Genomic DNA, 26445 nt, shown 5'->3' on the forward strand with positions numbered 1-26445 from the left:
ACCATGGGATCCCACGCCCACGATGACCACGAGCCGACGACCGCTGGCCCCAAGGTGCTGGCGGTGTCGACGGTGAGCCCCAAGGTCCGCACCATCGCGGTGGTGCGCCCGAGCGCCGACGACGTCACCTACCTCGCCGCCACGAAGACCGGCCTGGGCATCACGCTCAAGCACTTCGCCAAGAACCTGTTCGGCTTTCGCCGGACGGTGAAGCAGCTCAACGAGGGCACCGCGCCCCACGGCCTGCAGAACGACATCGAGACCATCCAGTACCCCGAGGAGAAGGTCGTCTACCCGGAGCGGTTCCGGGGCCTGCACCGCTTGATGCAGCGCGACGACGGCAACGTCCGGTGCGTGGCCTGCATGTGCTGCCCGACCGTGTGCCCGGCCAACTGCATCACGATCGTGCCCGAGCAGAGCGACGACAAGGGCATCGAGAAGCGCCCGGCGATCTTCGAGATCGACGAGCTGCGGTGCGTCGTGTGCGGGCTGTGCGTCGAGGCGTGCCCGTGCGACGCGATCCGCATGGACTCCGGCGTCCACGCCAAGCCGGTCGAAGAGCGCGGCGCCGCGATCATGACCAAGGACAAGCTCCTGGCGGTGTCCAAGGACGTCGGCAAGTCGCCGCTGTCGATCGCGACCCAGGGCGGCGTCGGCGCGAACTGGCGCGACGGCAAGTAGCAGCCGCGCGCGCACGCGCAGATCGACACCGGCTGCGCGCTCCCGCGCAGATCGCATCGACGCAGCGCGATCTCTCGCGCTGTTTCTTTTTTTTTGCGCGACGGGAGTGCGAGGCGGCGCCGCCACTTGCGAGTTCCCCTCGACGAATGTCGCCACGCGTCGTGAGAATTTCGGTTGACGCGTGTGATCGACGTCGCTAGGGTTGAACTCGAACCTGACGGCTCGATTCGACAAACGGGCACAATCTGTCTCCTACACCTGCTATCCAGGGATCTGCCTCTGTCCTGGGTGTGCATGCCCGCACGTCGGGAAGCCCAAAGGGATATGTGGAGCCCACCTACCGCATCGGTAGGGGATAGAAATGCCCACGGTCGAGCCTGTCAGGTTCGTTTTTTTCTCTGCACCCGGTGCGTAGCGCGCCGGCGCGGATGTTGAGACGGGCGGGTGTGTGAGCGCGTGACGTGAACCAAGCGGTCCGGAGCGTGGTGCGCGGGCGGGGTAGTCGGGACAACGGGTTGGCGTGACCTCGTGACGTGAACCGCAGCCGGAGTGCCTGGGGCGTTCGGGGTGCGCCGTGCGCCTCGCGGGGTGCGTACACGTCGGGATGTGCCCGAGCGCCATTGATCAGGACGGGATCCGCATCGGGATCGGGATCCGCATCGGGATCGGGATCGGGATCCGCATCGGGATCGGGATCCGCATCGGGACCGGGATCCGCATCGGGACCGGGATCCGGGTCGGGTTCCGGCTCCGGCTCCGGCTCCGGCTCCGGCTCCGGCTCCGGTTCCGGTTCGGGGTCCAGGTCCGGGCGAGCCTTGCCGATCAGGCGCGGGTGGCGCGGAGGCTCGCGAGGGCGACGGCGGCGACGCCGAGGGTGAGCCAGGCGCAGAGGGCGCCGGCGAGGGTGGCGCCGCGGGAGAGCGCGAGGGCGGCGCAGGTGGCGAGGTAGGCGGCGAGGACGGCCTCGGCGGCGGCGACGCCGGTCGAGGCGGCGCGGTAGCGGCGGGGGGCGCGGTCGCGGCCGATGGCGCCGTCCTTGGGCGTGCGCTCGAACGGCGTGCGGCGTCCGAGCGCGCCCAGCACGATGGCGCGCGACTGCGACAGTGCCATGCCGGCGGTGAGCGCGATCAGGGCCGGCACCCGGGCGAGCGTGCGCAGGCGCGGGCCGTCGGCGACCGCGACGAACGCCGTGATGACCGCGACCGTGACCGCGGCCGAGGTGGCGTGCACCAGCGGCGCCCAGATCGGCGCCGAGCCCAGCGCCAGCGCGGCGCCGCCGGCGACCAGCATGATCAGCGTCAGCAGGTACGGCAGGTTGTGGGTCAGGTGGAACAGGGCCTCGAGCCGGTGGCGCCATGGCCAGCGCGCGCGCGCGGTCGGTGCGATCAGCTTGCGCGCGCACTCGACCGAGCCCTTGGCCCACCGGAACTGCTGGGCCTTGAACGCGCGCACGTCGGCGGGCAGCTCGGCCGGCGCGCGCACGTCGGCGGCGTAGACGAACCGCCAGCCGGCCAGGGCCGCGCGGTAGGAGAGATCGAGGTCCTCGGTCAACGTGTCGGCGTGCCAGCCGCCGGCCGCCGCGATCGCGGTCGCGCGCCAGACCCCGGCGGTGCCGTTGAAGTTGAAGCACGCGCCGGCGGCGGCCCGGCCGCGCTGCTCGACCGCGAAGTGGCCGTCGAGCAGCATCGCCTGCAGCTGGGTCAGCAGGCCCGCGTCGCGGTTGAGGTGATCCCACCGGGCCTGGACCATGCCGACCGCGGGATCGACGAACGCGCCGACGGTGGCGCGCAGGAAGTCCGGCGTCGGCACGAAGTCGGCGTCGAACACCGCGTGCAGCTCGCCGGCGGCGACCGCGCGGCCGGCGTCGAGCGCGCCGGCCTTCCAGCCGGACCGGTCGGCGCGGTGCAGGTGGACCACGTCGACGCCGCGGGCCCGCCAGGTCGCGACCTCGGCCGCGCACAGCGCGCGGGTGTCGTCGGTCGAGTCGTCGAGCACCTGGATCTCGAGGCGGTCGCGCGGCCAGTCGAGCGCGCACGCCGCGGCGATCACGCGGGCCGCGACCGCCTGCTCGTTGAAGATCGGCAGCTGCACGGTGACGCGCGGCTCGGCCCGATCGCACCACGGCACCGGCGGCAGCGGCCGGCGCGCGCGCACGATCAAGCTCAGCCGGTGCAGCCCGTAGATCGCCAGCGCCGCGAGCGCCGCCAGGTACGCGGTCCAGGCCAGGGCCGCCGCTACCTGCACGGCCGACCGTCGGTCGGGCAGTGCGTGACCGCGAACAGGTCCATGGTCCACGCCACGCCGACGTGGATCAGCACGCCGCCCCAGATCGAGCGCGTCCGCATCGCGACCGTGCCGAGGATCAGCCCGGCGCCGATCGCGCCGAAGGTCTCGGGCATGGGCTTGCCGTAGTGGATCATGCAGTACGGCACCATCATCACGACGATCGCGCCGGAGCCGAACGCGCGCCGCAGGCCGTGCAGCATGAACCCGCGGAAGAAGAACTCGAGCGACAGGAACTGCAGCGCGTACATCGCCTCCCACGCCCACAGGTCGAAGCTCGAGCGGCTGGCGTAGCGGTAGAACGGGTAGGTGTGCAGGAACAGCTTGGTGCCCGACGCCACGTACACCGCCGGCAGGATGACCGCGAACATGCCGACGTAGATCCACAGGTGCTTGACGAAGCCGCGCGGCGACCAGTGGTAGTCGCGCAGGCGCTCGCCCGGCAGCACCGCGACCACCAGCATCGGCAGGAGCAGGTAGCCGAACACGCGCCAGCCGGTCCACCAGACGAAGCCCTTGAGGTGCCAGTACTTGTCGGGGTGGTGGGTGTCGTACGGGAACCAGGCCTCGTAGGTGTCGCGCTGGCCGACGTACTCCTGCAGCGTCAGCGAGACGCACACGGTCAGGAGGATCACCAGCACCTTGGGATCGAACCGGCGCGGGCCGTCGGCGGCGCCGGGCCCGCCGTCGCGATCGATCTGCTCCCACTGGTGCAGCGTCAGGTAGCGGACCAGCCGCCAGATGCGCCCGTCGCCACGCTTGCTCCACGCCACGATCGAGATCAGCGCGGCGACGCCGACGGCGATCGACAGCGCGAGGCGCAGCGCGTGGAGGAGGAAGGCGAGCATCCTACTTCTTGCCGAGCAGCGCGGCGGCCTGGCGCAGCCGCCGGCGGGTCAGCTCCTTGCCCAGCACCGCCATGGTCTCGAACAGCGGCGGCGACGCCTTGCGCCCGGTGATCACCAAGCGCAGCACCATGAACGCGTGCTTGGCCTTCCAGCCGTGGGCCTCGCACCAGGCCCGGGCCTCGTCCTCGAGTACCTTGGCGACCCAGCCGTCCTTGGCCTCGACCCGGTCGACGTAGTCGAGCAGGCCCTTGGCGACGTCGGCGGGCTCGACCTCGGGGATGACGAGCTCGGCGGCGACCGCCGTGTAGTCGAGATCGCCGCTGAAGAAGTACTCGGTGGCCCCGATGAAGTCGTCGAGGCGCTTGATCCGCTGGCGCATGAGCGGCATCAGCTTGATCAGCGCGTCGCGGTTCAGGCGCCAAGCGATCAGCGTGTCGGCGAGCTGGGCGTCGTCGAGATCGTGGATGTACTTCTCGTTCAACCAGGTGAGCTTGTCGAGCGCGAACACCGGGCCGCCCAGCGAGATCCGGTCCCACGAGAACGCCTCGATCATCTCGGCCAGCGTGAACTTCTCGCGGTCCTCGCCGAACGACCACCCCATCTGCCCGAGGAAGTTGAGCAGCGCGTGCGGCAGGACGCCGGTGTCGCGGTAGTAGTTGATCGAGACCGGGTTCTTGCGCTTGGAGATCTTGGACTTGTCGGCGTTGCGCAGGAGCGGCATGTGGTGCCACGCCGGTGGGTCCCAGCCGAACCCCTGGTACAAGAGCACGTGCTTGGGCGTCGACGAGATCCACTCCTCGGCCCGGATCACGTGCGAGATCTCCATCAGGTGATCGTCGACGACGTTGGCCAGGTGGTAGGTCGGCATGCCGTCGCTCTTGAGCAGCACCTGGTCGTCGATCTGGGCCAGATCGAACGTGACGTCGCCGCGCATGTGGTCGTGGACGACCAGCTGGCCGTCGGGCACGGACAGCCGGACGACGTGGGCCTCGCCGGCGGCCGCGCGCGCCGCCGCCTCGGCCGGCTCGATCCCGCGGCAGTGGCGGTCGTAGCCGAGGAAGCTGTCCTTGGCGGCAACCTTGGCGGCGCGGACCTCGGCCAGGCGCGCGTCGGTGCAGAAGCAGCGGTAGGCCTTGCCGCGCGCGACCAAGAGCGCCGCGTGCTCGGCGTAGATCGCCTTGCGCTCGCTCTGGCGGTACGGGCCGTAGGCGCCGCCGACGTCGGGGCCCTCGTCCCAGGACAGCCCGACCCAGCGCAGGGCGTCGAAGATCATCTGCTCGCTGTCGGCCCGGGCCCGCGACTGATCGGTGTCCTCGATCCGCAGGACGAAGGTGCCGCCTTGCTGCTTCGCGAAGACGTAGTTGAACAGCGCGATGTACGCGGTGCCGACGTGGGGGTCGCCGGTCGGAGAGGGAGCGATCCGGACCCGGACCGGGCGGGGCGACGCAGTCATGGTGCGGACACATAACACGGGCGATCGGGCCGCCCCCGGCTGGGCCGGCCGAGGTGGGCGGTGAAAGCTACAGAAAGCAGGAAGTCGAACGTTCTACTTTCAATAGTTGCCGGCCACCCGTAGCGTCGCGGCCATGAGGACCCTCGCCCCTGCCCTGGTGCTCGTGCTCGCCGCCGCGGCCTGCACCGACGGCGCCGACCCCATCCCCGACCCTGGCGCCGACCCGTTCGCGCCGCAGGCCGACACCAGCGAGGGCCTGACCAACGTCAGCGCCGATCTCGACGCGGTGCTCGAGCACGGCGCGCTCGCGACCGCCTGCGCCGACATGGCGGCGGCCCCGACCGATCGCCGGCTGCGCCTGCTGTGCGGCAAGGCGATGTTCTTCTACGCGTCGTTCGACACGCCCGGGGTGCCGCTGCCGATCCTGACCTGGCTGGTCGACAGCTTCCCCGACCAGGTCGGCGACGGCTTCGGCCGCCTCGGCATGATCACCGATCCGACCTCGCCCGACGCCATGCCGCTGGGCCTGCCGCGGGGGCCGGCGTTCGGCACCGTCGACGCGGTCTCGTTCGGTTGCGCGAGCTGTCACTTCGCCCAGCTGCCCGACGGGCGCTACGCGGTGGGCGCGGCCAACCACGCCTACGCCTACGGCCGGATGAACCTGATGATGGTGGTGCTGCCGTCGCTGGCGATCCCCGGCGCCGATCCCGCGAGCCACGATCCCGACGCGATCGCGGCGATCCAGCCGCTGCGCGATCGCATGGCCGCCGATCCGGCGATCGGGACCGCGCTCCTGACCGCGCTCTTGCCGCTGATCAGCGGCGGCGGCGGCGCGATGCCGATGGTGTCGCCCGAGAACGAGCGCTGGTACGCGCGCTGGCGCACCGGCACGATGGACTTCTTCATCCAGCCGCTGCCGATCGACGACGGCGTCCACACGGTCTCGAAGATCAGCGCGCTGTGGGCGGTGCCCGACGACGACGAGCTGGCCGCGGCCGACATCGGCTCGGCGATGCTGGGCTGGACCGGCGGCACCTCGAGCGTCCACAACTTCCTGGCCGGCTTCGTCGACCTCGGCGGCGGCCCGCTCGCCGCGTGGCCGCGCGAGCGCCTGGCGCCGCTCGCCGAGTACATCGCGTCGCTGCGCGCGCCGGTGGCCGCGACCCCGCCGCCGGCGGACCAGGTGACGCGCGGCCGCGCGGTGTTCGTCGACGCCGGCTGTCAGGACTGCCACGGCGGCCCGCGCGGCATGGGCGCGCGCACCTACCGCTTCGACGAGATCGGCACCGACGACGCGATGCAGTGGTGGGCCGACGGCCCCGATCACGACGGCCAGCTGGCGACGGGCCTGCGGTTCCAGCCCGGCGACTCGCTCACCCACCAGCTCAAGTCGCCGCGCCTGGTCGGGCTGTGGGCGATGTCGCGGTTCCTGCACAACGGCGCCCTCGACAGCCTCGAGCAGCTGCTGTGCCTGACGCCGCGCCCCACCGACGCGACGCCCGCGTTCGGCAGCGGCGGCCACGAGTTCGGCTGCGAGCTGGCCGCGCCCGATCGGCAAGCGCTGGTCGCGTACCTGAACGCGCACTGAGCCTCGAGCGGGAGCGGGATCGGGATCGGGCTCCGGTTCCGGCCCCGGTTCCGCCGCTACGGCAGGTGGCGATCGCGCGGGATGCGATACCGCTCGAGGATGCGGCTCATCGCCTTCGCGACCTCGGCGGTCTCGAGGATGATCACGCCGCCCGAGGTGGTCGTGATCTCGACGACGCCCACGGCCGCGTCGAGGCGCGCGGCGAAGTCGTCGAGGTCGTAGGGCTGGACGCCGTCGACGGTGGCCACGCCCTCGTTGTAGAGGTGGCCGTAGCCGACGTTGGTCTCGTCGGCGAGGATCTTCGACAGGATCACCACCTCGCGCCGCGCGGCCGAGCGGGTGCCCAGGTAGTAGTAGTAGAGGAACTCCTTGGGGGCCTTGTTCCACCACTTGTCCCAGGTGGCCAGGACGTCGCGGGTGAGCGCCTGGAACACCAGGCCGCCGAACACCAGGTAGCGCGGCGCCTGGTCGTAGCGCGTGCGCGGCACCAGCGGCCGCCATTCGCCGAGCTCGACCTCGAGCGTGAGCGCGGCGCCGGCGCGCAGCACCCGGACCTCGATGCGATCGCCGACGTAGTGGCGCCCGAGCACGACGTCGAACCGGGTCCGGTGCTGGGCGTCGTAGACGACCGTGCCGTTGTTGGCGACCGCGAGCCCGTCGACCGCCGTGATCACGTCGCGGACCTGGAGCGTGCCGTCGGCGCCGCTGCCGTGCTCGATCTGCGAGACCATGACGCCGGCCGCGCCCGGCGGCACGCCCGAGCTGCTTGCGCAGGAGCGGGTTCTCGAGGTTCTGGGTCACGACGCCCATCGCCGGCACCAGCGGGCGCTTGCCGGCGGCGACGCCGTCGAGGAACGTGCGGATGACCGGCGGCGGCACCATCTCGCCGATGTTGTCGACGCCGTTGAGCTTCTGGAACGCGATGCCGACGACCTTGCCGTGGCCGAACACCGGGCCGCCGCTGTTGCCGGCGTTGATCGCGGCGTCGACGGTGACGGCCAGCAGGTGCCGCTGCGAGTGGCTGTAGCGCTGCACCTCGATGCGCGAGACCACGCCCTCGGTGATCGAGATCTCCTCGCCGCCGACCGGGTAGCCGACCACCGCGACCTCGTCGCGCAGCCGCGGCATGGCGCCGAGCTCGGCCGGGGTCACGTCGGCGAGGAAGTCGGCGGGCTCGACCACCTCGAGCAGCGCCAGGTCGGCGTCGTGGCAGACCGCGCGGACCCGGGCGATCGCCTTGTCGGGGTGCGACGGCTTCTGGACCTGCAGGAACGTCGCGTTGGCGACCACGTGGGCGCCGGTGAGGATCGCCCCGCCGGCGATGACCACGCCCGACCCGGTCGACGACGTCGGCGAGCGGGTCTGCCAGGGGCTGTCGTGATCAGGATCCTGCGTGGTCGCGAACACACGCATCACCTCGGGGTAGGCCATGGGGCGCGGACCCTACGCCCGGCCCCGGTCCGATGCAATCGCAACCCGGCCGCCGCCGGAACACCGCGGCCGGTCCCGACGTTGTACGGTCCGAACCTCGGAAGCTCAGGAGAACCAAGATGAAGCGTCTCTGGACTTGTGTCGTCGTCGCCACCCTCGCCATCTCCAGCGCGGGGGTCGCGCTCGCCCAGCCGGCCCCGCCGGCCGCCGCCGCCGAGGCCGCCGCCGCCGAGGTCAAGGCCGGCACCGGCGTCGAGAACAAGGAGTCGGTCGGCACCGCGTCGGAGTTCACCGCCGGCACCAAGGTGTGGATCTGGTCGCGCATCACCGGCGCCAACGGCACCACCGTCAAGCACGTGTGGAAGAAGGACGGCACCCAGGTGTGGGCCGCCAACCTGGGCGTCAAGAGCACGCGCTGGACGACCGCGTCGCGGCGCCTGCTCAACAAGGCCGGGGCCTACACCGTCGAGGTGGTCGCGGCCGACGGCACCGTGCTCGGCTCGGTCGCGTTCACGATCAAGTAGGCGATCGCGGGGCGCGCCCGCGCCGCGCGCGGTATGCTCGCCAGATGTTGCTGGTCTGGGGGACGCGGTCGTACGGGCGGGTCGACGGGTTCGGTGGCCAGTTCGCGGCGACGCGGTTCTTCCACGTCTGGTTCATGCCGCTCATCCCCCTGGGCTCGACCTGGGTGACCGAGGATCTCGGGGAGCACGCACGCGGCCACGCGATCCGGCTGTCGGGCAAGAGCCTGGCCGCCGCGTACCTGCGCACCTGGGGCCTGCTCGGCGGCGCGATCGCGGCGCTGGTCGGCGTCGCGACCGGCGCGCTCGTGCCGATCGCGGTCGGCGCCGCGGTGGCCGGCGGCGGGGTGACCTCGTGGCGCTGGCGCACCGCCCGCGGCGTGGGCGCGCGCAGGGCCTCGCTCCTGCTCGCGACCTTGCCGACCGCGTGCGATCCGGTGCGCATGCGCCGCGGCCTGGCCGAGCAGCTCCGGATCGACGCCGAGGCCCGGTGGGCCGCGGTCGCGGACGGCCGCACGCCCGGCGATCTGATCGAGCGCGGTGACGCGACCCCGCCGCAGCGCGCGGCCGCGTTCACGCTGCTGCGCGTGCTGGCGCGGGCCCAGCGCGGCGCCACCGGGCGCGCGGCCCGGCGCGACTCCGAGCGCCTCCTCGACGCGCCACCGGCGGCGCAGGTCGGCGGCCCCTACCGCGATCAGCTGCCGGCGCCGTGACGCTTGCGCCGCCGGGGCCGCGCCCGTAGGGTGCGCCGATGCTGGCCCTGCAAGCGGTGACGCCGGCCGCGCTGGCCGCGGCGGTGCCGGCGATCACGCTGGCCGAGGCCCGCAAGATCATCGCGATGGTCCACCGCGGCCAGCCGGTCGCGCCGTCGGGCGCGGTCCGGCGCAGCGCCGCCGAGGCGGTGCGCGCGGTCGGCGCGGTGCCGACCTTGACGGTCTGCGCCGAGGAGGCGTCGCAGCTCGATCCGTTCGCGAAGCTGGTCGTGGCTGGGCCCGACGGCGCGCAGTTCGAGACCGTGCGCATCCCGCTCGAGCGCCCCGGCCGCATCAGCGTGTGCGTCAGCTCGCAGGTCGGGTGCGCGCTCGGCTGTACGTTCTGCGCCACCGGTCGGCTGGGCCTGGTGCGCAACCTCGAGACCTGGGAGATCATCGAGCAGGTCCGGCTGGTGCGCGCGACCCTGACACCGGGCCAGCGGGTCCACGGGGTCGTGTTCCAGGGCATGGGCGAGCCGATGGCCAACCTCGATCGCGTGCTCGAGGCGATCGCGGTGCTGAGCGAGCCGTGCGCGCTCGGCGTCGACGCGCGCGCGATCACCGTGTGCACGTCGGGCAACCCGGTCGGGATCCGCCGGCTGGCGCGCGAGGCCCCCAAGGTGCGCCTGGGCGTGTCGATCGCGAGCGCGCGGCCGGCGGTGCGTCGGTCGCTGATGCCGGTCGATCGCGCCCACGATCTGGACGCGGTGCTCGACGCCGCGGCCGATCACGCGCGCGCGACCGGGCTCGCGCCGATGTGGGCGGTGACCCTCCTGGCCGGGGTCAACGACAGCCCCGCCGACGCCGCGGCGCTGGCGGCGCGGACGCTGGCGTTCGCGGCCGCGACCGGCGTGCGCCCGCGGCTCAGCGTCCTGGCCTACAACCCGATCGGCGCCGACGATCCGTTCGCGCGCGCCGACGACGCCGCGCTGACGCGCTACCGCACGGTGCTGTCCGAGCACGGCCTGGCCAGCCACCGCCGCTACTCCGGCGGCAGCGACATCGCCGCGGCGTGCGGGCAGCTCGCGGCGGCCCAGGCCCGCGACGGCGCGGCGGCGGCGCGATAGCCTCGGACCGTGGCCGCCGACGAGCCGCTCCGCACCTCGATCGCCGCCGAGCTCGGATCGGTGGCCGACCTCGCGCGCGCGCTGGTCGCGCCCGCGCGCCGGCCGCTGCTGCCGCCGGGCACGATCGTCGGCGCGCACTTCGAGCTCGAGGGCGTGCTCGGTCAGGGCGGCATGGGCGTGGTCTATCGCGCGCGCGATCGCCGACTCGATCGCCGGGTCGCGCTCAAGCTCGATCTGCGCGGCGCCGACCTGGCGCGGGTGCAGCGCGAGGCGACGGCGCTGGCGCGGCTGGCCCACCCCAACGTGGTCACGCTCCACGAGATCGGCGCGCACGACGGCGCGGCGTTCGTGGCCATGGAGCTGTGCGGCGGCGGCTCGGTGCGCTCGTGGCTGGCGGCGCAGCCGCGCCCGTGGCGGGCCATCCTCGACGTGTTCCTGGCCGCGGGCCGCGGCCTGGCGGCGGCCCACGCCGCGGGCCTGGTCCATCGCGACGTCAAGCCCGACAACCTGCTGCTCGGCGACGACGGCCGGGTCCGGGTCGCCGACTTCGGCCTGGCCCGCGACGCCGTCGGCCTGACCAGCCCGGGCGGCGCGGTGCCGGCCGACCCCGAGGCCACCACCGTCGACGGCCGCGCGCGCGGGCCGGTCGCGCCGCCGAGCGCCGACGCGCCCGACGACGCCTCCGTCAGCGATCGCCTGACCCAGACCGGCGCGATGGTCGGCACGCCTCGCTACATGGCGCCCGAGCAGCTCGCCGGCGGCGTCCTCGATGCGCGGGTCGACCAGTTCGCGTTCGCGGTCGCGCTGTACGAGGCCCTGGCCGGCGTCGATCCGTTCCCCGCGGCGCTCGACGCGCGCATGGCCGCGATCGCGGCCGGCCACCTCGCCGCGCCGGTGCGCCCGGTGCCGCGCCGGGTGCTGGCGCCGCTGACCCGCGCGCTGGCGGTGTCCCCGTCGGCGCGCTGGCCCGCGCTCGACCCGCTGCTGGCGCGCCTCGCCGCGGCGGCGCGGCCGCGCTGGCCATGGCCGGTCGCGGCCGCCGGCGCCGGCGTGGCCCTCGCGCTCACGTTCGCGCTGAGCCGCGCGACCGCGCACGAGGCGCCGCGGCAGATGGCGCAGCCGCCGCGGCCGTGCGCCGGCCTGCCGCTCGATCTCGACGCGAGCTGGGGGCCGGCACCGCGCGCGGCGCTCATCGCCGGCAACCCCGCCGCGCCGGCGGCGGCGACGCTCCTGGCCGATCAGCTCGACACGCTGACCGACGAGTGGCGCACGGCGCGGCGACGCCTGTGCGTCGAGCTGACCGCGTCGTCGTCGTGGTCGCCGCTGCTCGGGCAGGCCGGCCGCCGGTGCCTCGAGAGCCGCGCGGTCGAGCTCGAGCGCATGGTCGGCCTGCGGGGCCAGGCGCCCGGGGCCCTGACCGCGCGGGTCCAGGTCGCGTACTACCCCAGCACCTGCGCCGACCCGGCCGAGCTCGTGATCGGCGTGCCCACCGCCGCCGAGACCCAGGCCGAGCGCGACCTCGCGGCCGTGATCGAGGAGGTCAAGCTCGGCCGGCGCGACGTGGCGACGTCCCGGGCGGCGGCGGCGCTGGCGGCGCTGCCGGCCGACGCGTCACAGATGGCGCGCGGGCTGACCGAGCTGGCGGCCGGCAACGCGGCGCTCTTCAACGACGACAACGACGGGGCCGAGGTCCACCTGCGCGCCGCGTTCTTCGCGCTGCGCGCCGCCAGCTCGAGCGAGGCGTTCGAGGTGGCCGGCAAGCTCACCGACGCGCTGGCGCGCAACGGCAAGGCCGAGCTCGCGGCCGAGTGGCTCGGCAACGCCCGCGCGGAGGCGGGGCGGCTGACCCTGCACGACGCCAACCGGGCCCTGCTCGAGCTGCTGGCGGCGCGCGTCGCCAGCGGCCGCGGCGACGTGACCGAGGCGCTGGCCGCGAGCGTCCGCGGGCTGGCGATCGCCGACGCCTGCCACCTGCCGGCCTGCTCCCTGGCGGCGCTGGCGCTGCGGTCGTCGCAGGCGATCTACCTGGCCGACGCCGGCCAGCTGGCCGAGTCGCTGGCGGTGGCGCGGCGGGTGGTCGACGCCCAGGAAGAGCTGTACGGCGCGGCGGCGCCGGAGCTGATCAGCGACCTGTTCAGCGTCGGGCTGGCCGAGCTCGACCTCGGCCAGCTCGACGCCAGCCTGGTCACGCTCGGGCGCGCGCGCGCCATCGCCGACGCCCGCCTGCATCCCGACTCGCCGACGCGGGCGTTCGCGCTGTGGAACCAGGCGCTCGCGCTCGGGCGCCGCGATCCCCGCGCCGCGCGCCCGCTGTTCGACCAGGCGCTGGCGATCATCGAGCGCACGCTGGGGCCCGCGTCCAGCGACGCGCGCGACCTGCGGGCCGATCGCACGCGGTGGAGCCGGGCCCGCTGACCGCCACCGCGCCTCGGGGTACGCTCGCCCGGTGACCGCCGAACGCGAGCACCTCGAGCGCGACGTCCGCGCCGCCTGCGATCGCGGCGATCACGCAGCGGCGGTCGCGTTGATCGTGCGCGGCTACGGCGGCGAGGTCGGCGCCTACCTCGACTCGATCGTGCGGGCGACGCCCGACGACGCGGCCGAGACCTTCTCGCTGTGGTGCGAGGATCTGGTGCGGGGCCTGCCCGGCTTCCGGTTCGGCGCGTCGGTGCGGACCTGGGTCTACACGCTCGCGCGGCACGCGGCGGCGCGCCGCGCCCGCGGCGACGGCCGCCGGGCCCGCCGCTTCCCGATGCCGGGTGAGCTCGATGAGATCGTGGCCCAGGTCCGGACCGCCACCGTCGAGTACCTGCGGACCGCGGTCAAGGACCAGCTCGCGGAGGCGCGGGCGAGCCTGTCCGACGACGACCGCGAGCTCTTGTTCCTGCGCGTCGACCGCCAGCTGACGTGGCGCGAGATCGCGGTGATCATGAGCGGCAGCGACGCGGCGCCCGAGGACGAGGCGGTGCGCAAGCTCGACCAGGCGCTGCGCAAGCGGTTCGAGGCGATCAAGCGCCGGCTCAAGGCCAAGCTCGACGCGGGCTGACCGGCGCCGCGCGCGGCCGTCACCCCGCTGTCACCTGGGCGTGACAGCGCCGTCACGATGAGCGACCCTGACGCCGTGAGCGACGCTCGGGCAGCCGTGTCGATCTGGTGGTGGGCCTTCGGCTACTTCGCCTGTTACGTCCCGTACAGCCTCGGCTCCAAGCTCCTCTCCAAGCCGCTGATCGACACCGGCGCGACGCCGGTCGCGAGCCTCGAGCTGCTGCCGCCGTCGGTGATGGCGGCGGTGGCCACGCTGATCGTGTTCCTCCTGGCGACCGGGTGGTGGCGCAAGGCCGGGCGCCGGACGATCGCCGGCGTGACGCTGCCCTCGCCCGGCCGGCTGACCGCGCTGTCGGGGCTGTGCTCGTCGGGGATCATCGCGACCACGACCCTGGCCTACACGTTCTCCAACGTCAGCATCGTGTTCGTGGCGCTGCTGATGCGCGGCGGCGTGCTGGTGCTGGCGCCGATCGTCGACCGGGTCACCAAGCGCAAGGTGCGGTGGTTCTCCTGGATCGCGCTGGCGCTGTCGCTGGCGTCGCTGGTCGCGGCGTTCGCGTCGAGCGGCGACGCCCGCATGCCGATCCTCGCGGTCGTGGACGTGGCGCTGTACCTCGGGTGCTACTTCACGCGCCTGACGCTGATGAGCCGCAAGGCGAAGTCGGCGGACCCCGACACCAACCTGCGCTACTTCGTCGAGGAGGGCATGGTCTCGGCGCCCGCGCTGCTGGTGGTGCTGGTGATCGCGACCCTGACGATCGGCGGCACCCACGGGGCCGAGCTCCGGGCCGGGTTCACGACCTTCTTCGAGCGACCCAACTGGTGGCTCGGCATCGCGGTCGGCGTGCTGTCCCAGGGCACGGGCATCTTCGGCGGGCTGATCTTCCTCGACCAGCGCGAGAACGCGTTCTGCGTGCCGGTCAACCGGGTCTCGAGCGTGCTGGCGGTGCTGGGCGCGAGCCTGTGGCTGGCCAAGGGCTACGGCGCGCACTGGCCCAACACCGAGGAGTGGTACGGCGCGCTCTTGATCATCGCCGCGATCGGGTTCTTGACCATCCCGCCGGCGCTCGAGAAGCGGCGCAAGGCGGCGGCCGCCGCCGCCCTCCCGCAAGCGCAGCTCCGCTGACCCGCGGCCGCTGAAGCTAGAGCACCGACCGGTTTGAACGCCGTCGCGAGACGCGGACGTGCGAGGCAGATCCGGGCGCACGCCCGAAGCGCAGCGAGGAGCGTAGGGCCCTACGTGACGAGCGAGCATCGGACGTACGCCCGGAGGTGCCCGCAAGGTCGCGTCGCAGCAGGCACTTCAAACCGGTCGGTGTTCTAGGCCTTCGCGCTCGGCCGCGCGCTGACCTCGCGGTGCCAGCGCAGCAGGTGGGGCGTGTCATCGCCGAGCCGGATGCCCGACACCTTGCCGAAGTCGATGCCGCACAGGAGCGTGATGTCGGCGACGGTGAACTCGTCGCCGGCGGCGAACCGGCGCCCGGCCAGCTCGCCGTCGAGCCACGCCAGGCGCTCGCCCAGCACCTCGCGCATGATGTCGGCGAACTCGGGCGCCTGGCGCAGGCGGCCCTCCCAGAAGGCGTGGCTGTTGCGGAACACCTGCGCCACCGGGCCCAGCACCTCGAGCTCGGCGGTGCGGTTCCACTGCTCGATCTCGGCCCGGTGCCAGGCGTCGCGCCCGAACAGCGCCGGCTCGGGGTGCAGCTCCTCGAGGTAGCGACAGATCGCCATCGACTCGCGCAGCACCCGCCCGTCGGGCAGCTCCAGCACCGGCACCAGCCCGAGCGGGTTCTTGGCCAGGAACGCCGGCGACAGGTTGGCGCGGTTCGCGATCGACACCTCGACCAGCTCGACCTGGTCGGTGAGGCCCTTCTCGGCCAGGAAGACGCGGACGCGGCGGGGGTTGGGCGCGCGGAGGTCGTGGTAGAGGCGCATCGTGCCGACACTCTACCGGGGCCCGCGCCCGGGAATGCGCGTCGTCACGCGTCGGTTCCTGCCCGTGACGATCGGCCTTGACGTCCAAACTACGTACGTAGTAAGCCTACGATCGTTGTCGTGACCACCATGCCCCGCCCGCCCGACCTCACGCCGGCCGAGTTCAACGTGATGAAGGTGCTCTGGCACCTCGAGCGCGGCACGGTGGCCGAGGTCCGGAGCGAGCTCAACCGCCGCACCGGCGTCGAGCTGGCCTACACCACGGTCATGACGCTCCTGGGGCGGCTGGCGGCCAAGAGCGCGGTCGCGGTCGACAAGGACCGCGAGCCGTTCATCTACGCGCCGGCGTTCCGGCGCGAGTCGATCCTGCGCGATCGCCTGCGCTCGTTCCTGTCGGACGTCTTCGACGGCGACTCCCAGGCCATGGTGCTCGGGCTGGTCGCCGACGAGTCGCTGTCGCTCGACGAGCTGCGCGCGATCGAGAAGGATCTCGAGAGCGACCGCGCCCGCCCGCGCAAGAAGGAGCGGCGGTCGTGATCGACGGGCTGCACCGGCTCGCGGGCGCGCTCGCGGCGCTGACCGGCACCGCGCTGATCCACGGCACGATCCTGGCGATCGTCGCCGCGGCGCTGGCGGCGACGCTGTTGCGCCGGGCCCGGCCGGCGGTGCTGGCGGCGCTGTGGCTGGTGGTGCTGTGCAAGTTCCTGCTGCCGATCGGGCCGGGCGCGCGGTTCTCCCTCGCGTCCCTCTACGATCGCGCCACCGCCGAGCCGACCCCGGCCGCGGTGCTGGCGTTCGCGCCGCCGACCGCGGGCCCCGCCGTCGCGCCGACCGCGCCGCCGCCGCCGCGCCACCCGATCGCGCTGGCGCTGATGACCGCGTGGGCCGCGATCGCCCTCGGGCTGGCCGCGCGCGAGCTCCGGCGCTACCGCCGCGCGCGGCGCCAGGCCCAGGCGCTGACCGCGGCGCCGGCCTGGCTCGCGGCCGAGGTCGCCGCGCTGGCGCCGCAGGTCGGCGCCCGCACGCGGGTCGACGTGAAGGTCGGCGGCGTCGCCAGCCCCTACGTCATCGGCGTCACCCGACCGGTCGTCGTCGTGCCGGCCGCGCTCCTGACCGATCGCCCGCGGCTCCTGGCCGCGCTGGCGCACGAGCTGGCCCACGTCCGCCGCGTCGACGGCGCGGTCCGGGTGGTGCAGCGGATCGCCGCGTGCCTGTTCTTCTTCTGGCCGGTCGTGCGCTGGGTCAACCGCCGCCTCGACCTCGCCCGCGAGCAGGCCTGCGACGCCTACGCGATCGCCCACGGCCCGCTCGACGCCACCGCCTACGCCCGCCTGCTGATCACCGTCGCGCGCCAGCAGGCGCCGGCCGCGGCGCTGGGCCTCGGCGGCAGCCAGCTCGCGCGCCGGGTCCACGCCCTGGCGCGGCCGCGGCCGACCGGGGTCGGCGCCGCCGGCGCGGTCGCCGTGCTGGCGTTCGCCGCGGTCGGCCTGACCGGCGCCCGCGCGGCCCGCGCCGAGCGCGGCGCCGTCGGCGAGCGCGTGTGCGTGTTCACGCCCCAGCTCGCCGCCGAGATCCTGGTGAGCTACCCCGAGGCCGACATCGACGGCGACGGCGCGCTGTCGCGGACCGAGGTCTGCGACTTCCAGCTGGCGATGCGTCGCCGCTACGTCAACACCACGTTCGCGGAGCTGCCGTTCGACGCCGACGTGCGCGAGCGGCTGGCCTCGACCATGCCGATGCGCGCGCTGCCGGCCGGCGTGATCGACGGCGCGTCGCCGCTTGCCTCCGACCAGCTCTGCTGCAATTGTTCCGCGCCCGGTTCCGAAGCTGTCCCCGGCCAGCCGGCCGAGTTCAACCCCGCCATCACGACGTGTACTAGAGGAGTCGATCCATGAAGAAGAGCCTACTGCCCGCCGCCCTCGCCGGCGCCGCCATGATCCTCGCCGGCTGCCAGCAGGACAACAAGGACGTCGTCAAGAAGCTCGACGAGATCTCCAAGAAGCTCGACAAGCTGCAGGCCACCGGCGTCGGCGGCGCCGCGCCCCAGGGCCAGCAGCGCCAGGCCCAGCGCCCGGGCCCCGATCCGACCAAGGTCTACGGCTACCCCGTCGACGATCTGCCCGCGGTCGGCAACCCCAGCGCGCTCATCACCGTGGTCAAGGCCTACGAGTACGCCTGCCCGTTCTGCGAGAAGGTGCGCCCGACCGAGGATCAGCTGTTCAAGGACTACGGCGACAAGATCCGGATCGTCTACGCGCCGTTCGTGGTCCACCCGCAGATCGCCACGATCCCCCAGCAGGCGTCGTGCGCCGGCTACAAGCAGGGCAAGTTCAAGGAGATGAGCGACGCGATCTGGGAGAAGGCGTTCAAGACCCGGCAGTTCGACGCCGCCAACCTCGAGGCGATCGCCAAGGAGGTCGGCCTCGACATGAACAAGTACGCGGCCGACATGAAGGGCGACTGCGTCAAGTGGGTCGGCGAGAAGCAGGGCGTCGCCAGCACGTTCGGCGTCGGCGCCACCCCGGCGTTCTTCATCAACGGTCGCTTCCTCTCGGGCGCGCAGCCGCTGCCCGCGTTCAAGGCGATCATCGACGAGGAGCTCAAGAAGGCCGAGGCCGCTGTCGCCAGCGGCACCTCCGCGGCCTCCTACTACAAGTCGGTGGTGGTCGAGAAGGGCCTGAAGAAGCTCTGAGCGCGACCCGCCGGCGACCTGCGGGTCCCCGACCGAACGACGGCCCGCCACGCGCGGGCCGTCGGCGTTTTCGGCCTGCACGTCGGGCCGTCGGCAGGTTCGGCCCGCCCTGTGAGCCGTCGGCGGGTTCGGCCCGCCCTGTGAGCCGGCGGCGTTTTCGGCGCTGCACGTCGGGCCGTCGGCAGGTTCGGCGTGTGAGCCGCCAGGAGTTGCGGCCCGTGCGAGCCATCGGCAGCTTCCGCCCGCGCGTCGGGCCTTGCGCGCCGCCCATGTTAGTGTTAATGGTACACCTATGAACCTCGAGCTGCGCGACGACGACGACGTGTTCGTGCTGACCGGCGCCGGCATCAGCGCCGAGAGCGGCATCGCGACCTTCCGCGACGCCGACGGGCTGTGGGAGCAGCACCGGGTCGAGGACGTCGCCTCGCCCGAGGGGTTCGCGACCCAGCCGGCGATGGTCTGGCGGTTCTACGCCCAGCGGCGGGCCCAGGCCGCGACCGTCCGGCCCAACCCCGGCCACGCCGCCCTGGCCGCGCTCGAGGCGCGTCTGGGCGACCGGTTCTTCCTGTGCACGCAGAACGTCGACGCCCTGCACGAGGCCGCTGGCTCGACCCGCGTGCTGCACATGCACGGGGAGCTGGGCAAGACCCGGTGCTCGGACCCGGCCTGCGCTCGGCCGCCGTTCGCCGACGATCGCCACGACTTCGCCGAGGCCCTGCCCCGGTGCGCGTGCGGCGAGCTGCAGCGGCCGCACATCGTCTGGTTCGGGGAGGTGCCGTTCGAGATGCACGCGATCAAGCGCCGGATCCAGCGGGCCAGCGTGTTCCTGTGCATCGGGACCTCGGGCGTGGTCTACCCGGCGGCGGGCCTGGTCGGCGAGCTGACCTACCGCCGGTCGCAGGGCGAGCGGGTCCGCTCGGTCTATGTCGGGCTCGAGCGCCCGGCCAACGCCGACCAGTTCGATCAGGTCGTGCTCGGCAAGGCCGGCGAGGTCCTGCCCGGCTTCCTGGCCGGGTGATCGCGCCGCGGCTTTACCCGCCGCCCGCTCTCGCCCATGATGCGCGCCATGCGCAAGGAGTTTGCGATCACCACCGGCGGCCGCGAGGCGACGGTCGCGATCGACCGCCACGCCGACGGCGAGCTGACCGTGGAGCTCGACGGCGTCGCCCGCGCCGTCGACGCCCGCCAGCTCCGCCCCGGGACCTGGTCGCTGGTGATCGACGGGGCCAGCTTCACCGTCGACCTCGATCCGCGCCGGGCCGGGGTCGCGGCCTCGGTCGGCGCGGCCGAGGCCCTGCTCGTCGTCGAGGACGCCCAGACCAAGCGCCTGCGCGGCGCCACCCACCGGGGCCCGGCGGCGCGCGGCGAGGAGATCCTGGCGCCGATCGCCGGCAAGGTCGTCAAGATCCTGTGCGCGGTCGGCGACGAGGTCGCGGCCGGCCAGGCCGTGGCGGTGCTCGAGGCGATGAAGATGGAGAACGAGATCATCGCCGAGCGCGGCGGCACCTGCGCCGACATCGCCAAGGCCGCGGGCCAGTCGGTCGAGACCAACGAGCGCCTGATGACCCTGGCGTGACCCCCGTCCGCCGCCCGGGACCGTCGGGCTGCCCCGCCGTTAGCCCGGCGCGGTTTGCGGCGGCGCCGGCCCGCGTGCTAAGGACGCCCAAGTCGTGACGTTCCGCTCGTTCGCCGAGGTGTTCGCCGCCAAGCAGATCTTGGTGTGCGTCGGCTCCGGCGGCGTCGGCAAGACCACCACCTCGGCCGCGCTGGCGCTGGCCGCGGCCCGGGCCGGGAAGCGCACGCTGGTGATCACGATCGATCCGGCCAAGCGCCTGGCCAGCTCGCTGGGCCTGGCCAGCCTCGGCCACGACGTCCAGGAGGTCGACCCGGCGGTGGTCGGCGCCGGCGTCGTCGCGGGCCCCGGCCACCCGGGCGCCGCGAGCCTGTCGGCGATGATGCTCGACCAGAAGCGCGCCTTCGACGAGGTGGTCGAGGGCCACGCCAAGGATCCGGCCGCGGTGCAGCGCATCCTCGCCAACCCGGTCTACGCCCAGGTGTCGGGCTCGCTGGCGGGCAGCCAGGAGTACGCGGCGATGGCCAAGCTCCACGACCTCGACGCCACCGGGCGCTGGGATCTGATCGTCGTCGACACGCCGCCGACGACGCACGCGCTCGACTTCCTCGAGGCCCCGGCCAAGCTGGCGGCGGCGATCGACTCGCCGGCGATCGAGTGGTTCCGCAAGCTCCAGGGCGGCGGCCGCTCGGGCTGGTCGCTCCTGGGCCGGTCGGGCTCGTTCGTGCTGGCGCGGCTGCAGAAGTTCGTCGGCTCGCAGTTCCTCGACGATCTCGGCGTGTTCTTCACCGAGTTCCACGACATCCTGGGCGGCTTCCGGCAGCGGGCCGAGGAGACCTACGCGCTCCTGCGGCAGCCGCGGGTCGGGTTCGTGCTGGTGTCGTCGCCGGAGCCGATGGCGATGCGCGAGGCGCTGTTCTTCCACGAGCGCCTGGTGCGATCGCAGATGCCGCTGGCCGGGTTCGTGGTCAACCGGGTCCACCTCCACCGCCCGACCGACGCCGACGTGCCCGCGCTCGAGCGCCTGCTCGCGAAGGAGCCCGCGGTCGCCGCGCTCGGGCTCTCCGGCACCAGCCTGCGCATGAGCGCCGAGGCGCTGCAGCGCGCCCACGCCGAGCAGGAGCTCCTGGCCGGCGTCGACGACGACGCCCTGACCCGGCTGCGCGGCGCGGCCGGGCCCGACGCGCTGATCGTCCGCGTGCCGCTCGCGCACCAGGACATCCACGATCTCGATCGGCTGATCGCCCTGGGCGCGACGCTCACGGCGCCGCCGACCTGACCGCGCGGGTCGCCCGCCACGCCCACGCGCGCGGGTGACCGGTGGCGAGCGGCGCCCAGCCCAGCCGATCGGCCGCGACCGCGCCCGGCATCCGGAACCGCAGGCCGACCGCGTCGAGCAGGTACACCGGCGCCACGCCGATCGCGGGGCGGACGTCGAGGCCCCAGCCGTCGACCTGGGCGGCGCGGCAGCCGCTGTACCACGCCACCATCGGCGGCTCCGTGGTGTAGACCAGGCACGGGCGCCCGGCGCGATCGGCGGCGATCGCGCGGGCCGCCACGACCGCCGGCGCGCGATCGCGGGCGAGCTGATCGAGCCGCCGCAGCGTCCACACCGCCGACGGGACCGCCGCGACCGCGGCCAGCGCCAGCGCGATCCGGGCCCGGGCGGGCGCCGCCGCCAGCCAGCTGGCCGCGACGACGATCAGCGCGGTCAGGGCGAACGTGATGAAGCGCGCCTCGCCGTGGACCCGCCAGCCGAGCAGGACGATCTGGCCCAGCGCCGCCACCACCAGCAGCCGCCGCAGCTGCACGGCCGGGTCGACCGAGCGGCGCCACGCGGCGAGCCCGACCACGACGCCCGCCGCCGCGATCAGCCCCGCGACCGGCCCGGCCAGGCGCACCGGCCAGGCCCGCAGGTAGAACACCAGGCCGTGCCCGGGGTAGTCGCGCCGGGCCAGGCGCTCGCCCTCGTGCAGCACGCCGAGGACCGATCCGGTGATCGCGCGGCTCCACACGAAGAACGGCACCAGCAGCGCCAGCGCCAGCGCCGCCGCGATCACGATCGCGCGCCGCCGCTCGGGGTAGATCACGAACGCCGCGACCATCACCACCGCGACCACCGGCGCCGACGCGTAGCGCAGGTAGCAGGCGGCGGCGGCGGCGGCGGCGGCGACGATCGGCCGCGGCCGCGGCCCGGCCAGCGCCGCCACCAGCGCCAGCAGCCCCAGCGCGGCCGGGATGTCCGACAGCGCCTCGGCGGCGCGCCACGAGAACTCGGGGATCGTCACCTGCACCGCGATCGCGATCACCGCGGCGGTCGCGCCGAACGTCCGCCGGGTCAGCGCGGCGATCAGGCCCACGTACGCCAGGGCGTAGAGCGCGAACGGCAGGCGCAGCGCCAGCTCGCCGCCGCCGGCGAGCACGCCGGGCGCGGCCGCGGCCATCATGCCGATCGAGCGGTGCAGCGGCAGGCCATCGCCGCCGCCATCGACGAGGTCGCGGGCGCCGAGCGCGTAGACCGCCTCGTCGTGGCCGAGCGGCCGCGTGGGCGCCAGCGCCAGCGCCAGCACCACGAGCAGGTACGCCCACGGCGTCAGGGCCAGCGCGCGCGCGCGCCGCGCTACGGCCGCTTCGCCCACGTGATCGACCAGCGCCAGGCGTCGTCGAGCGTCGCGCGCCAGGTGGCGAGCGTCGCGCCGGTGACGATCGCGATGCGGCGATCGCGCCGCTCGATCGCGGTGACGCGCCCCTGCCAGGTCAGCCAGACCGCGCGGGTGGGGCCGTCCTCGATCTCGGTGCCGGCCGCGAGGTGATCGACCGCGCGGCCGCCGGCGTCCCAGAACTCGAGCGCGTCGACGTCGGTGTCCCACGTGGTGACGGCCACGCCGAGCGCGGTCCACGGCGCCGCCACCGCGCCCTTGGGCCCGCGGACGATCACCCGATCGCCGCCCCACCCGGCCGCGGCCGAGGCCGCGATCGCCGGATCGAGGCCGTGCGCGACCAGGAACTCGCGCCAGCCCTCCTCGCCCCAGACCGACGTGTCGATCCGCAGCGGGTCGGGCGGCGCGACGATCTCGTCGGCGCGCGCGTCGGCGAGGTACAGCGCCGGGTGCAGCACCTGCTCGGTCGTGCGCGGCGGGCGCGCGAACGCGGCGTCGACCGCGGCCCACGGCTGGCCCTTGCGCAGCGCCGCGACGAAGCCGATGCCGGCCCGGTACGGGAACAGCATGGCCTCGCGGACCGCGACCGGCGCGGCGTCGATCAGCTGGCCGCCGCCCTCGCCGTCCATGTTGGAGGTGAGCAGCCGGACGACGTCGTCGTGATCCCACGGCGAGGTCAGGCCCTGGCCGGCCAGGCTGTACTCGATCATCAGCGCGACGCCGTCGCCCTCGACCAGGGCCTGCCGCGCCAGCGAGCCGTCGTTGTCGTCCTTGACCGCCTTCATCCACCTGGTCAGGTCGAAGTGCTGATCCTGGAGCGCGTGGGTGATCTCGTGGGCCATCAGCATGTCGGCCCAGGTGTCGTCGCTGCCGGGCTTGGCCGACACGTACAGCTTGGCCTCGGCCGGGTCGTAGAAGCCGGCGATCTGCTCGGTCAGCAGGTCGACGATGAGCGCGTCGAGGTCGGTCGCCATCGGCACCAGGCCCCAGCGCTTGGCGACCGCGGCGTCGGCGGCGCGCTCGGCCGGCGGCGCGTCCTCGTCCATGCGCAAGAGGATCCGCGCGCGCAGGCCGGCGTCGTCCATCACGCCCTTGTCGATCGTGCGCAGCACCGGCAGGCCGCGCGCCCGCGCGACCTTGAGCGCGATGTCGTCGGCGCGCGCCACCAGCTTCGCGGTCCAGGTGGGATCGTCGTCGGCGCGGGCCGCCAGCGACGCGAGCAAGAGACCGACGACAGCGCCGGCGGCGAGGGTCGTGCGTGACGCCATGGCGATAGCCTACACGGCCACCGGCAGCGCGGCCCGTGCCGGCGCGCTAGCATGTCGACGCCGTGATCGATCGCGCCCGCCTGCTCCGCCAGCTCGAGTTCGCCAGCTTCGCCCAGCGCGGCCAGGTGGCGGCGGAGGTGGCCGCGACCGCCACCGCCGCCGAGGTCGACGAGCTGCTCGACCTGCTCGCGCACCCGCACCCGCACGTGCGCCTGGGCGTGCTCGAGGTGATCCGCTGCGCCGGCCACCGCGACGCCCGGGCCCGGGTGCTGGCCCACGCCCGCGCCCACGCCGGCGACGATCGCGTGTTCGCGCTGCGGGCGCTGGTCGACCTGGCGCGCCCGGGCGACGACGACCTGCGCGCGGCGGCGACCGCGTGGTCGAGCGACGCCGACGCGTTCGTCGCGGCCCAGGCCCAGCGGCTGGCCGCGGCCGCGGCGCCGGCGCCGGCCGACGCCTCGGGCCCGACCCGGGCCCCGCTCGACCAGCTGGTCGTGCGGCTGTTCGGCGCGCCCCGCGCGGCCGAGCGGATCGCCAGCGTCGAGGCGATCGAGCGGCGCGGCCCGGCCGCGGTCGTGGCGACCGCGCGGCTGGCGCTGGTCAAGGGCTCGGCCGATGTGGTGCCGCTGGTCGTGCGCGCGTTGATCCGCCAGGCCGCGGCCGTGGCCGAGCCGCCGACGCTGATCCCGCTGCTCGAGGGAGCGCGCCGCCGGCTGCGCGACGCGCCGGCCGCGGTGGCGGCGCTCGACGACGCGCTGCTGGCGCTGGGCGGCCTCGGCCACGCGCCGGCGCTGCTGCGCCGCTTGCTCGAGCTCGAGCCGGGCCAGGTCGACGCCCTGGTCGCGCGGCTGTGCGGCCTGCCGGCGCCCGAGGTGGCGCTGCACGTGCCGGCGATGCTCGACGCGCTGGGCCGACGGCCGGCGATGTGGTCGTCGCTGGGGCCGGCCTTGGCCTACGCCGCGGCCGACGTGCGCGACGGCGCCCGCGCCGAGCTGCGCCGCCACGCCGACCTGGTGATCGCCGAGCTGCGCGCCGGCCGCGGCCGGCCGCCGGTGACGGTGGTGTCGACGACCTGGGTGCTGGCGCGCGTGGCCGCGCCGGGCGAGGTGCTGCCGCGGCAGCTGCGCGCCGCGCTCGAGCGCCTGCCCGCGCCCGAGGCCGCGACCGCGCTGGTGGCGCTGTGCGCCCGGCTGGCGACCGAGGCGGCCGCGACGGTGCTGGTGGCGCTGGCGCGCGATCCGCTCGACGCGGCCCGGACCGCGGCCCAAGCCGCGATCGCGGCGTGGCGGTCGCCGTGGGTCGAGCTGACCGCGGGCGAGCCGCCGACCGTGACGCCGCGCTACCTCGCCGCCGACGGCGCGCCGCTGGCCCGGCGCGACGAGCGCCTGCTCGGCGCCGACGGCGTCGAGCACGTGCTGGCGGCCGACGGCCGCCCCGTGGTCGCGACCGCCACCGAGCACGGCGGCTGCCGGTGCTGCGCCCCGCCGCGGGCGCTGGTGCGCCGCGCGGGCGACGGCCTGCGCTGCCCGGCGTCGTGGGTGGCGTACCTGCGCGACGGCGCCGAGCTGGTGCGCGAGGACGCGCATCCCCACGGCCGCTGCCGTGCGTGCGACTCGCTGCGACCGCGGGTGCGCGAGGGCGATCGCACCGTGTGCCTCGCGTGCGGCGCCGGCCGCGCCGCGGTGGTCGCGCCCCCGCCGGGGCTGCCCAACGTCCCGGTCGCGACCGAGCAGCAGGCGCTGCCGCGCCCGCCGACCCTGGCCGAGTTCGCGCTGGTCAGCCCGACCATCCGCGCGGCGATGGGCGCCAACGTGTTCGTGCGCGCCCACGACGGCGACGACCGGTTCAACGCCTCGGGCATCGTGATCGCCCGCGACGGTGACCACGTCGCGATCCTGACCAACCGCCACGTCGTCGAGAGCGACGATCAGGCGCGGCTGTGCCGGCTCGAGGCCATGACCGTGGCCGGCGAGGCCCGGGAGCTGCGGACGGTGTGGCGCGCGGCGCGCGGGGTCGATCTGGCGCTGATCGAGGGCCGGGTCAGCGACGCCGATCAGCTCGCGGTCATGCCGCTGGGCGCCGGCGCCGCGCTGGTCGGCGCGCCGGTGTTCGCGATCGGCAACCCGCTGGGCCTGCCGTGGAGCTACTCGACCGGCGCGGTGTCGGCGATCCGCGACTGGACCTCGCGCGACGGCCTGCCGGTGCGCGTCCTCCAGACCGACACCAGCATCTCGCCGGGCTCGAGCGGCGGCGGGCTGTGGCACGCCGACGGCCACCTGGTCGGCGTGATCTCGTTCGGCCACCAGGGCGGCCACGGCAGCCCGGTGCAGTTCGCGCTGTCGATCGCGGCGGTGCGCGACGCGTTCGCCCGCGACGACCTGCGCTGGCGCGGCCGACCGCTGACCGACCTGATCTGAATCTCAGAGGGCCTGTCGCCAGGCCCAGCCAGGTGCAGGGGTGCTCGGAGGTCCGCGGTCTCATCCAGGCCAGGTCGGCATCTCGGGGACAAGCCGACGGGGCCCCCACCCACGACGCGAGACTCCCGGCGCGCCGACGGTGCTCGACCGAAGAACTCACAAGCTCTGAGCTCCCTCCCCTCCGAGACGCGAGACGCCCCGGCGCATGGACCAGTGCTCGACCGAAGAACT

General features: G+C 74.4%; 22 protein-coding genes, 1 other RNA gene and 1 pseudogene. 16 read left to right on the forward strand and 8 right to left on the reverse strand.

Annotated elements, in window-relative coordinates; translation table 11 throughout:
• Window positions 1–3: 3 nt before the first annotated feature.
• Window positions 4–681: an NADH-quinone oxidoreductase subunit I gene (locus IPL61_05710; protein ID MBK9030827.1), complete on the forward strand. Its 678-nt coding sequence runs from the start codon at window positions 4–6 to the stop codon at window positions 679–681.
• Window positions 682–893: 212 nt separating this feature from the next.
• A non-coding RNA gene (gene ssrS, locus IPL61_05715) (6S RNA) lies at window positions 894–1068 on the forward strand.
• Between the two features lie 435 nt (window positions 1069–1503).
• Here ssrS and IPL61_05720 read toward each other — a convergent pair.
• From IPL61_05720 to IPL61_05730, 3 genes are read right to left on the reverse strand one after another with little or no spacing between them, the layout of a single operon-like run.
• Window positions 1504–2925: a glycosyltransferase gene (locus IPL61_05720; protein MBK9030828.1), complete on the reverse strand. Its 1422-nt coding sequence runs from the start codon at window positions 2923–2925 to the stop codon at window positions 1504–1506.
• Window positions 2916–3812: a CPBP family intramembrane metalloprotease gene (locus IPL61_05725; GenBank protein MBK9030829.1), complete on the reverse strand. Its 897-nt coding sequence runs from the start codon at window positions 3810–3812 to the stop codon at window positions 2916–2918. Before IPL61_05725 ends, IPL61_05720 begins: the two co-directional genes overlap by 10 nt.
• A 1-nt stretch (window position 3813) precedes the next feature.
• A complete protein-coding gene (locus tag IPL61_05730) occupies window positions 3814–5265 on the reverse strand; it encodes a glutamate--tRNA ligase (protein ID MBK9030830.1) in 1452 nt (483 codons plus the stop codon).
• 133 nt (window positions 5266–5398) lie between these two features.
• Between IPL61_05730 and IPL61_05735 the strand changes: the two genes are divergently transcribed.
• Entirely contained in the window at window positions 5399–6853 is a 1455-nt protein-coding gene (locus tag IPL61_05735) for a hypothetical protein (protein MBK9030831.1), read from the forward strand.
• 56 nt (window positions 6854–6909) lie between these two features.
• Here the strand turns inward: IPL61_05735 and IPL61_05740 are convergent, their stop codons facing one another.
• Entirely contained in the window at window positions 6910–7608 is a 699-nt protein-coding gene (locus IPL61_05740) for a PDZ domain-containing protein (protein MBK9030832.1), read from the reverse strand.
• Window positions 7609–7762: 154 nt separating this feature from the next.
• Window positions 7763–8284: pseudogene (locus tag IPL61_05745) on the reverse strand (trypsin-like peptidase domain-containing protein).
• Window positions 8285–8403: 119 nt separating this feature from the next.
• Here IPL61_05745 and IPL61_05750 point away from each other — a divergent pair.
• The 6 genes from IPL61_05750 to IPL61_05775 all read left to right on the forward strand — a co-directional run bounded on the left by IPL61_05750 (window position 8404) and on the right by IPL61_05775 (window position 14795).
• Entirely contained in the window at window positions 8404–8808 is a 405-nt protein-coding gene (locus tag IPL61_05750) for a DUF2914 domain-containing protein (protein MBK9030833.1), read from the forward strand.
• A gap of 44 nt (window positions 8809–8852) precedes the next feature.
• Window positions 8853–9518 carry a hypothetical protein gene (locus IPL61_05755; GenBank protein ID MBK9030834.1) on the forward strand — a complete coding sequence of 222 codons (666 nt, stop codon included), beginning with the start codon at window positions 8853–8855 and terminating at the stop codon, window positions 9516–9518.
• Between the two features lie 38 nt (window positions 9519–9556).
• A complete protein-coding gene (locus IPL61_05760) occupies window positions 9557–10624 on the forward strand; it encodes a radical SAM protein (GenBank protein MBK9030835.1) in 1068 nt (355 codons plus the stop codon).
• A 9-nt stretch (window positions 10625–10633) separates the two neighbouring features.
• Complete coding sequence (locus IPL61_05765; GenBank protein ID MBK9030836.1) at window positions 10634–13039, forward strand: serine/threonine protein kinase; 2406 nt, start codon at window positions 10634–10636, stop codon at window positions 13037–13039.
• Between the two features lie 31 nt (window positions 13040–13070).
• A complete protein-coding gene (locus IPL61_05770; protein MBK9030837.1) occupies window positions 13071–13670 on the forward strand; it encodes a sigma-70 family RNA polymerase sigma factor in 600 nt (199 codons plus the stop codon).
• Between the two features lie 96 nt (window positions 13671–13766).
• Window positions 13767–14795 (forward strand): hypothetical protein, encoded by a 1029-nt coding sequence (locus IPL61_05775; protein ID MBK9030838.1) that lies wholly within the window; start codon window positions 13767–13769, stop codon window positions 14793–14795.
• Between the two features lie 194 nt (window positions 14796–14989).
• On the opposite strand, the gene IPL61_05780 is transcribed toward IPL61_05775, so the two are convergent.
• Entirely contained in the window at window positions 14990–15604 is a 615-nt protein-coding gene (locus IPL61_05780) for a glutathione S-transferase family protein (protein ID MBK9030839.1), read from the reverse strand.
• Between the two features lie 120 nt (window positions 15605–15724).
• On the opposite strand from IPL61_05780, the gene IPL61_05785 reads away from it, so the two are divergent.
• From IPL61_05785 to IPL61_05810, 6 genes are all read left to right on the forward strand, one after another.
• Complete coding sequence (locus IPL61_05785; protein ID MBK9030840.1) at window positions 15725–16141, forward strand: BlaI/MecI/CopY family transcriptional regulator; 417 nt, start codon at window positions 15725–15727, stop codon at window positions 16139–16141.
• A complete protein-coding gene (locus tag IPL61_05790) occupies window positions 16138–17499 on the forward strand; it encodes a M56 family metallopeptidase (GenBank protein ID MBK9030841.1) in 1362 nt (453 codons plus the stop codon). The genes IPL61_05785 and IPL61_05790 overlap by 4 nt, the downstream gene beginning before the upstream one ends.
• Window positions 17496–18296, forward strand: a complete 801-nt coding sequence (locus IPL61_05795; GenBank protein ID MBK9030842.1) for a thioredoxin domain-containing protein — start codon at window positions 17496–17498, stop codon at window positions 18294–18296. Before IPL61_05790 ends, IPL61_05795 begins: the two co-directional genes overlap by 4 nt.
• Before the next feature lie 292 nt (window positions 18297–18588).
• Window positions 18589–19314: an NAD-dependent deacylase gene (locus IPL61_05800; GenBank protein ID MBK9030843.1), complete on the forward strand. Its 726-nt coding sequence runs from the start codon at window positions 18589–18591 to the stop codon at window positions 19312–19314.
• A 48-nt stretch (window positions 19315–19362) separates the two neighbouring features.
• The gene (locus tag IPL61_05805) at window positions 19363–19872 is read left to right on the forward strand and encodes a hypothetical protein (GenBank protein MBK9030844.1); all 510 of its coding nucleotides are present in this window, start codon (window positions 19363–19365) and stop codon (window positions 19870–19872) included.
• Window positions 19873–19966: 94 nt separating this feature from the next.
• On the forward strand, window positions 19967–21148 hold the full coding sequence (locus IPL61_05810; GenBank protein MBK9030845.1) for an ArsA family ATPase: 1182 nt from the start codon (window positions 19967–19969) through the stop codon (window positions 21146–21148).
• On the opposite strand, the gene IPL61_05815 is transcribed toward IPL61_05810, so the two are convergent.
• Both IPL61_05815 and IPL61_05820 read right to left on the reverse strand, forming a co-directional pair.
• Window positions 21129–22508 (reverse strand): glycosyltransferase family 39 protein, encoded by a 1380-nt coding sequence (locus tag IPL61_05815; protein MBK9030846.1) that lies wholly within the window; start codon window positions 22506–22508, stop codon window positions 21129–21131. The two genes, IPL61_05810 and IPL61_05815, sit on opposite strands and share 20 nt — an antisense overlap.
• Window positions 22490–23797 (reverse strand): hypothetical protein, encoded by a 1308-nt coding sequence (locus IPL61_05820; GenBank protein ID MBK9030847.1) that lies wholly within the window; start codon window positions 23795–23797, stop codon window positions 22490–22492. Before IPL61_05820 ends, IPL61_05815 begins: the two co-directional genes overlap by 19 nt.
• Before the next feature lie 62 nt (window positions 23798–23859).
• Between IPL61_05820 and IPL61_05825 the strand changes: the two genes are divergently transcribed.
• Window positions 23860–26214: a serine protease gene (locus IPL61_05825; GenBank protein MBK9030848.1), complete on the forward strand. Its 2355-nt coding sequence runs from the start codon at window positions 23860–23862 to the stop codon at window positions 26212–26214.
• Window positions 26215–26445: the final 231 nt, after the last annotated feature.

It is taken from the genome of Myxococcales bacterium (assembly GCA_016717005.1).
Taxonomy (GTDB): Bacteria; Myxococcota_A; Polyangia; order Haliangiales; family Haliangiaceae; genus UBA2376.

Coding starts and splice junctions, on each gene's coding strand:
- IPL61_05780 (MBK9030839.1), bottom strand. CDS start 15,604: ATGCGCCTCTACCACGACCTCCGCGCGCCCAACCCCCGCCGCGTCCGC.
- IPL61_05795 (MBK9030842.1), top strand. CDS start 17,496: ATGAAGAAGAGCCTACTGCCCGCCGCCCTCGCCGGCGCCGCCATGATC.
- IPL61_05730 (MBK9030830.1), bottom strand. CDS start 5,265: ATGACTGCGTCGCCCCGCCCGGTCCGGGTCCGGATCGCTCCCTCTCCG.
- IPL61_05735 (MBK9030831.1), top strand. CDS start 5,399: ATGAGGACCCTCGCCCCTGCCCTGGTGCTCGTGCTCGCCGCCGCGGCC.
- IPL61_05800 (MBK9030843.1), top strand. CDS start 18,589: ATGAACCTCGAGCTGCGCGACGACGACGACGTGTTCGTGCTGACCGGC.
- IPL61_05755 (MBK9030834.1), top strand. CDS start 8,853: ATGTTGCTGGTCTGGGGGACGCGGTCGTACGGGCGGGTCGACGGGTTC.
- IPL61_05760 (MBK9030835.1), top strand. CDS start 9,557: ATGCTGGCCCTGCAAGCGGTGACGCCGGCCGCGCTGGCCGCGGCGGTG.
- IPL61_05750 (MBK9030833.1), top strand. CDS start 8,404: ATGAAGCGTCTCTGGACTTGTGTCGTCGTCGCCACCCTCGCCATCTCC.
- IPL61_05805 (MBK9030844.1), top strand. CDS start 19,363: ATGCGCAAGGAGTTTGCGATCACCACCGGCGGCCGCGAGGCGACGGTC.
- IPL61_05820 (MBK9030847.1), bottom strand. CDS start 23,797: ATGGCGTCACGCACGACCCTCGCCGCCGGCGCTGTCGTCGGTCTCTTG.
- IPL61_05710 (MBK9030827.1), top strand. CDS start 4: ATGGGATCCCACGCCCACGATGACCACGAGCCGACGACCGCTGGCCCC.
- IPL61_05725 (MBK9030829.1), bottom strand. CDS start 3,812: ATGCTCGCCTTCCTCCTCCACGCGCTGCGCCTCGCGCTGTCGATCGCC.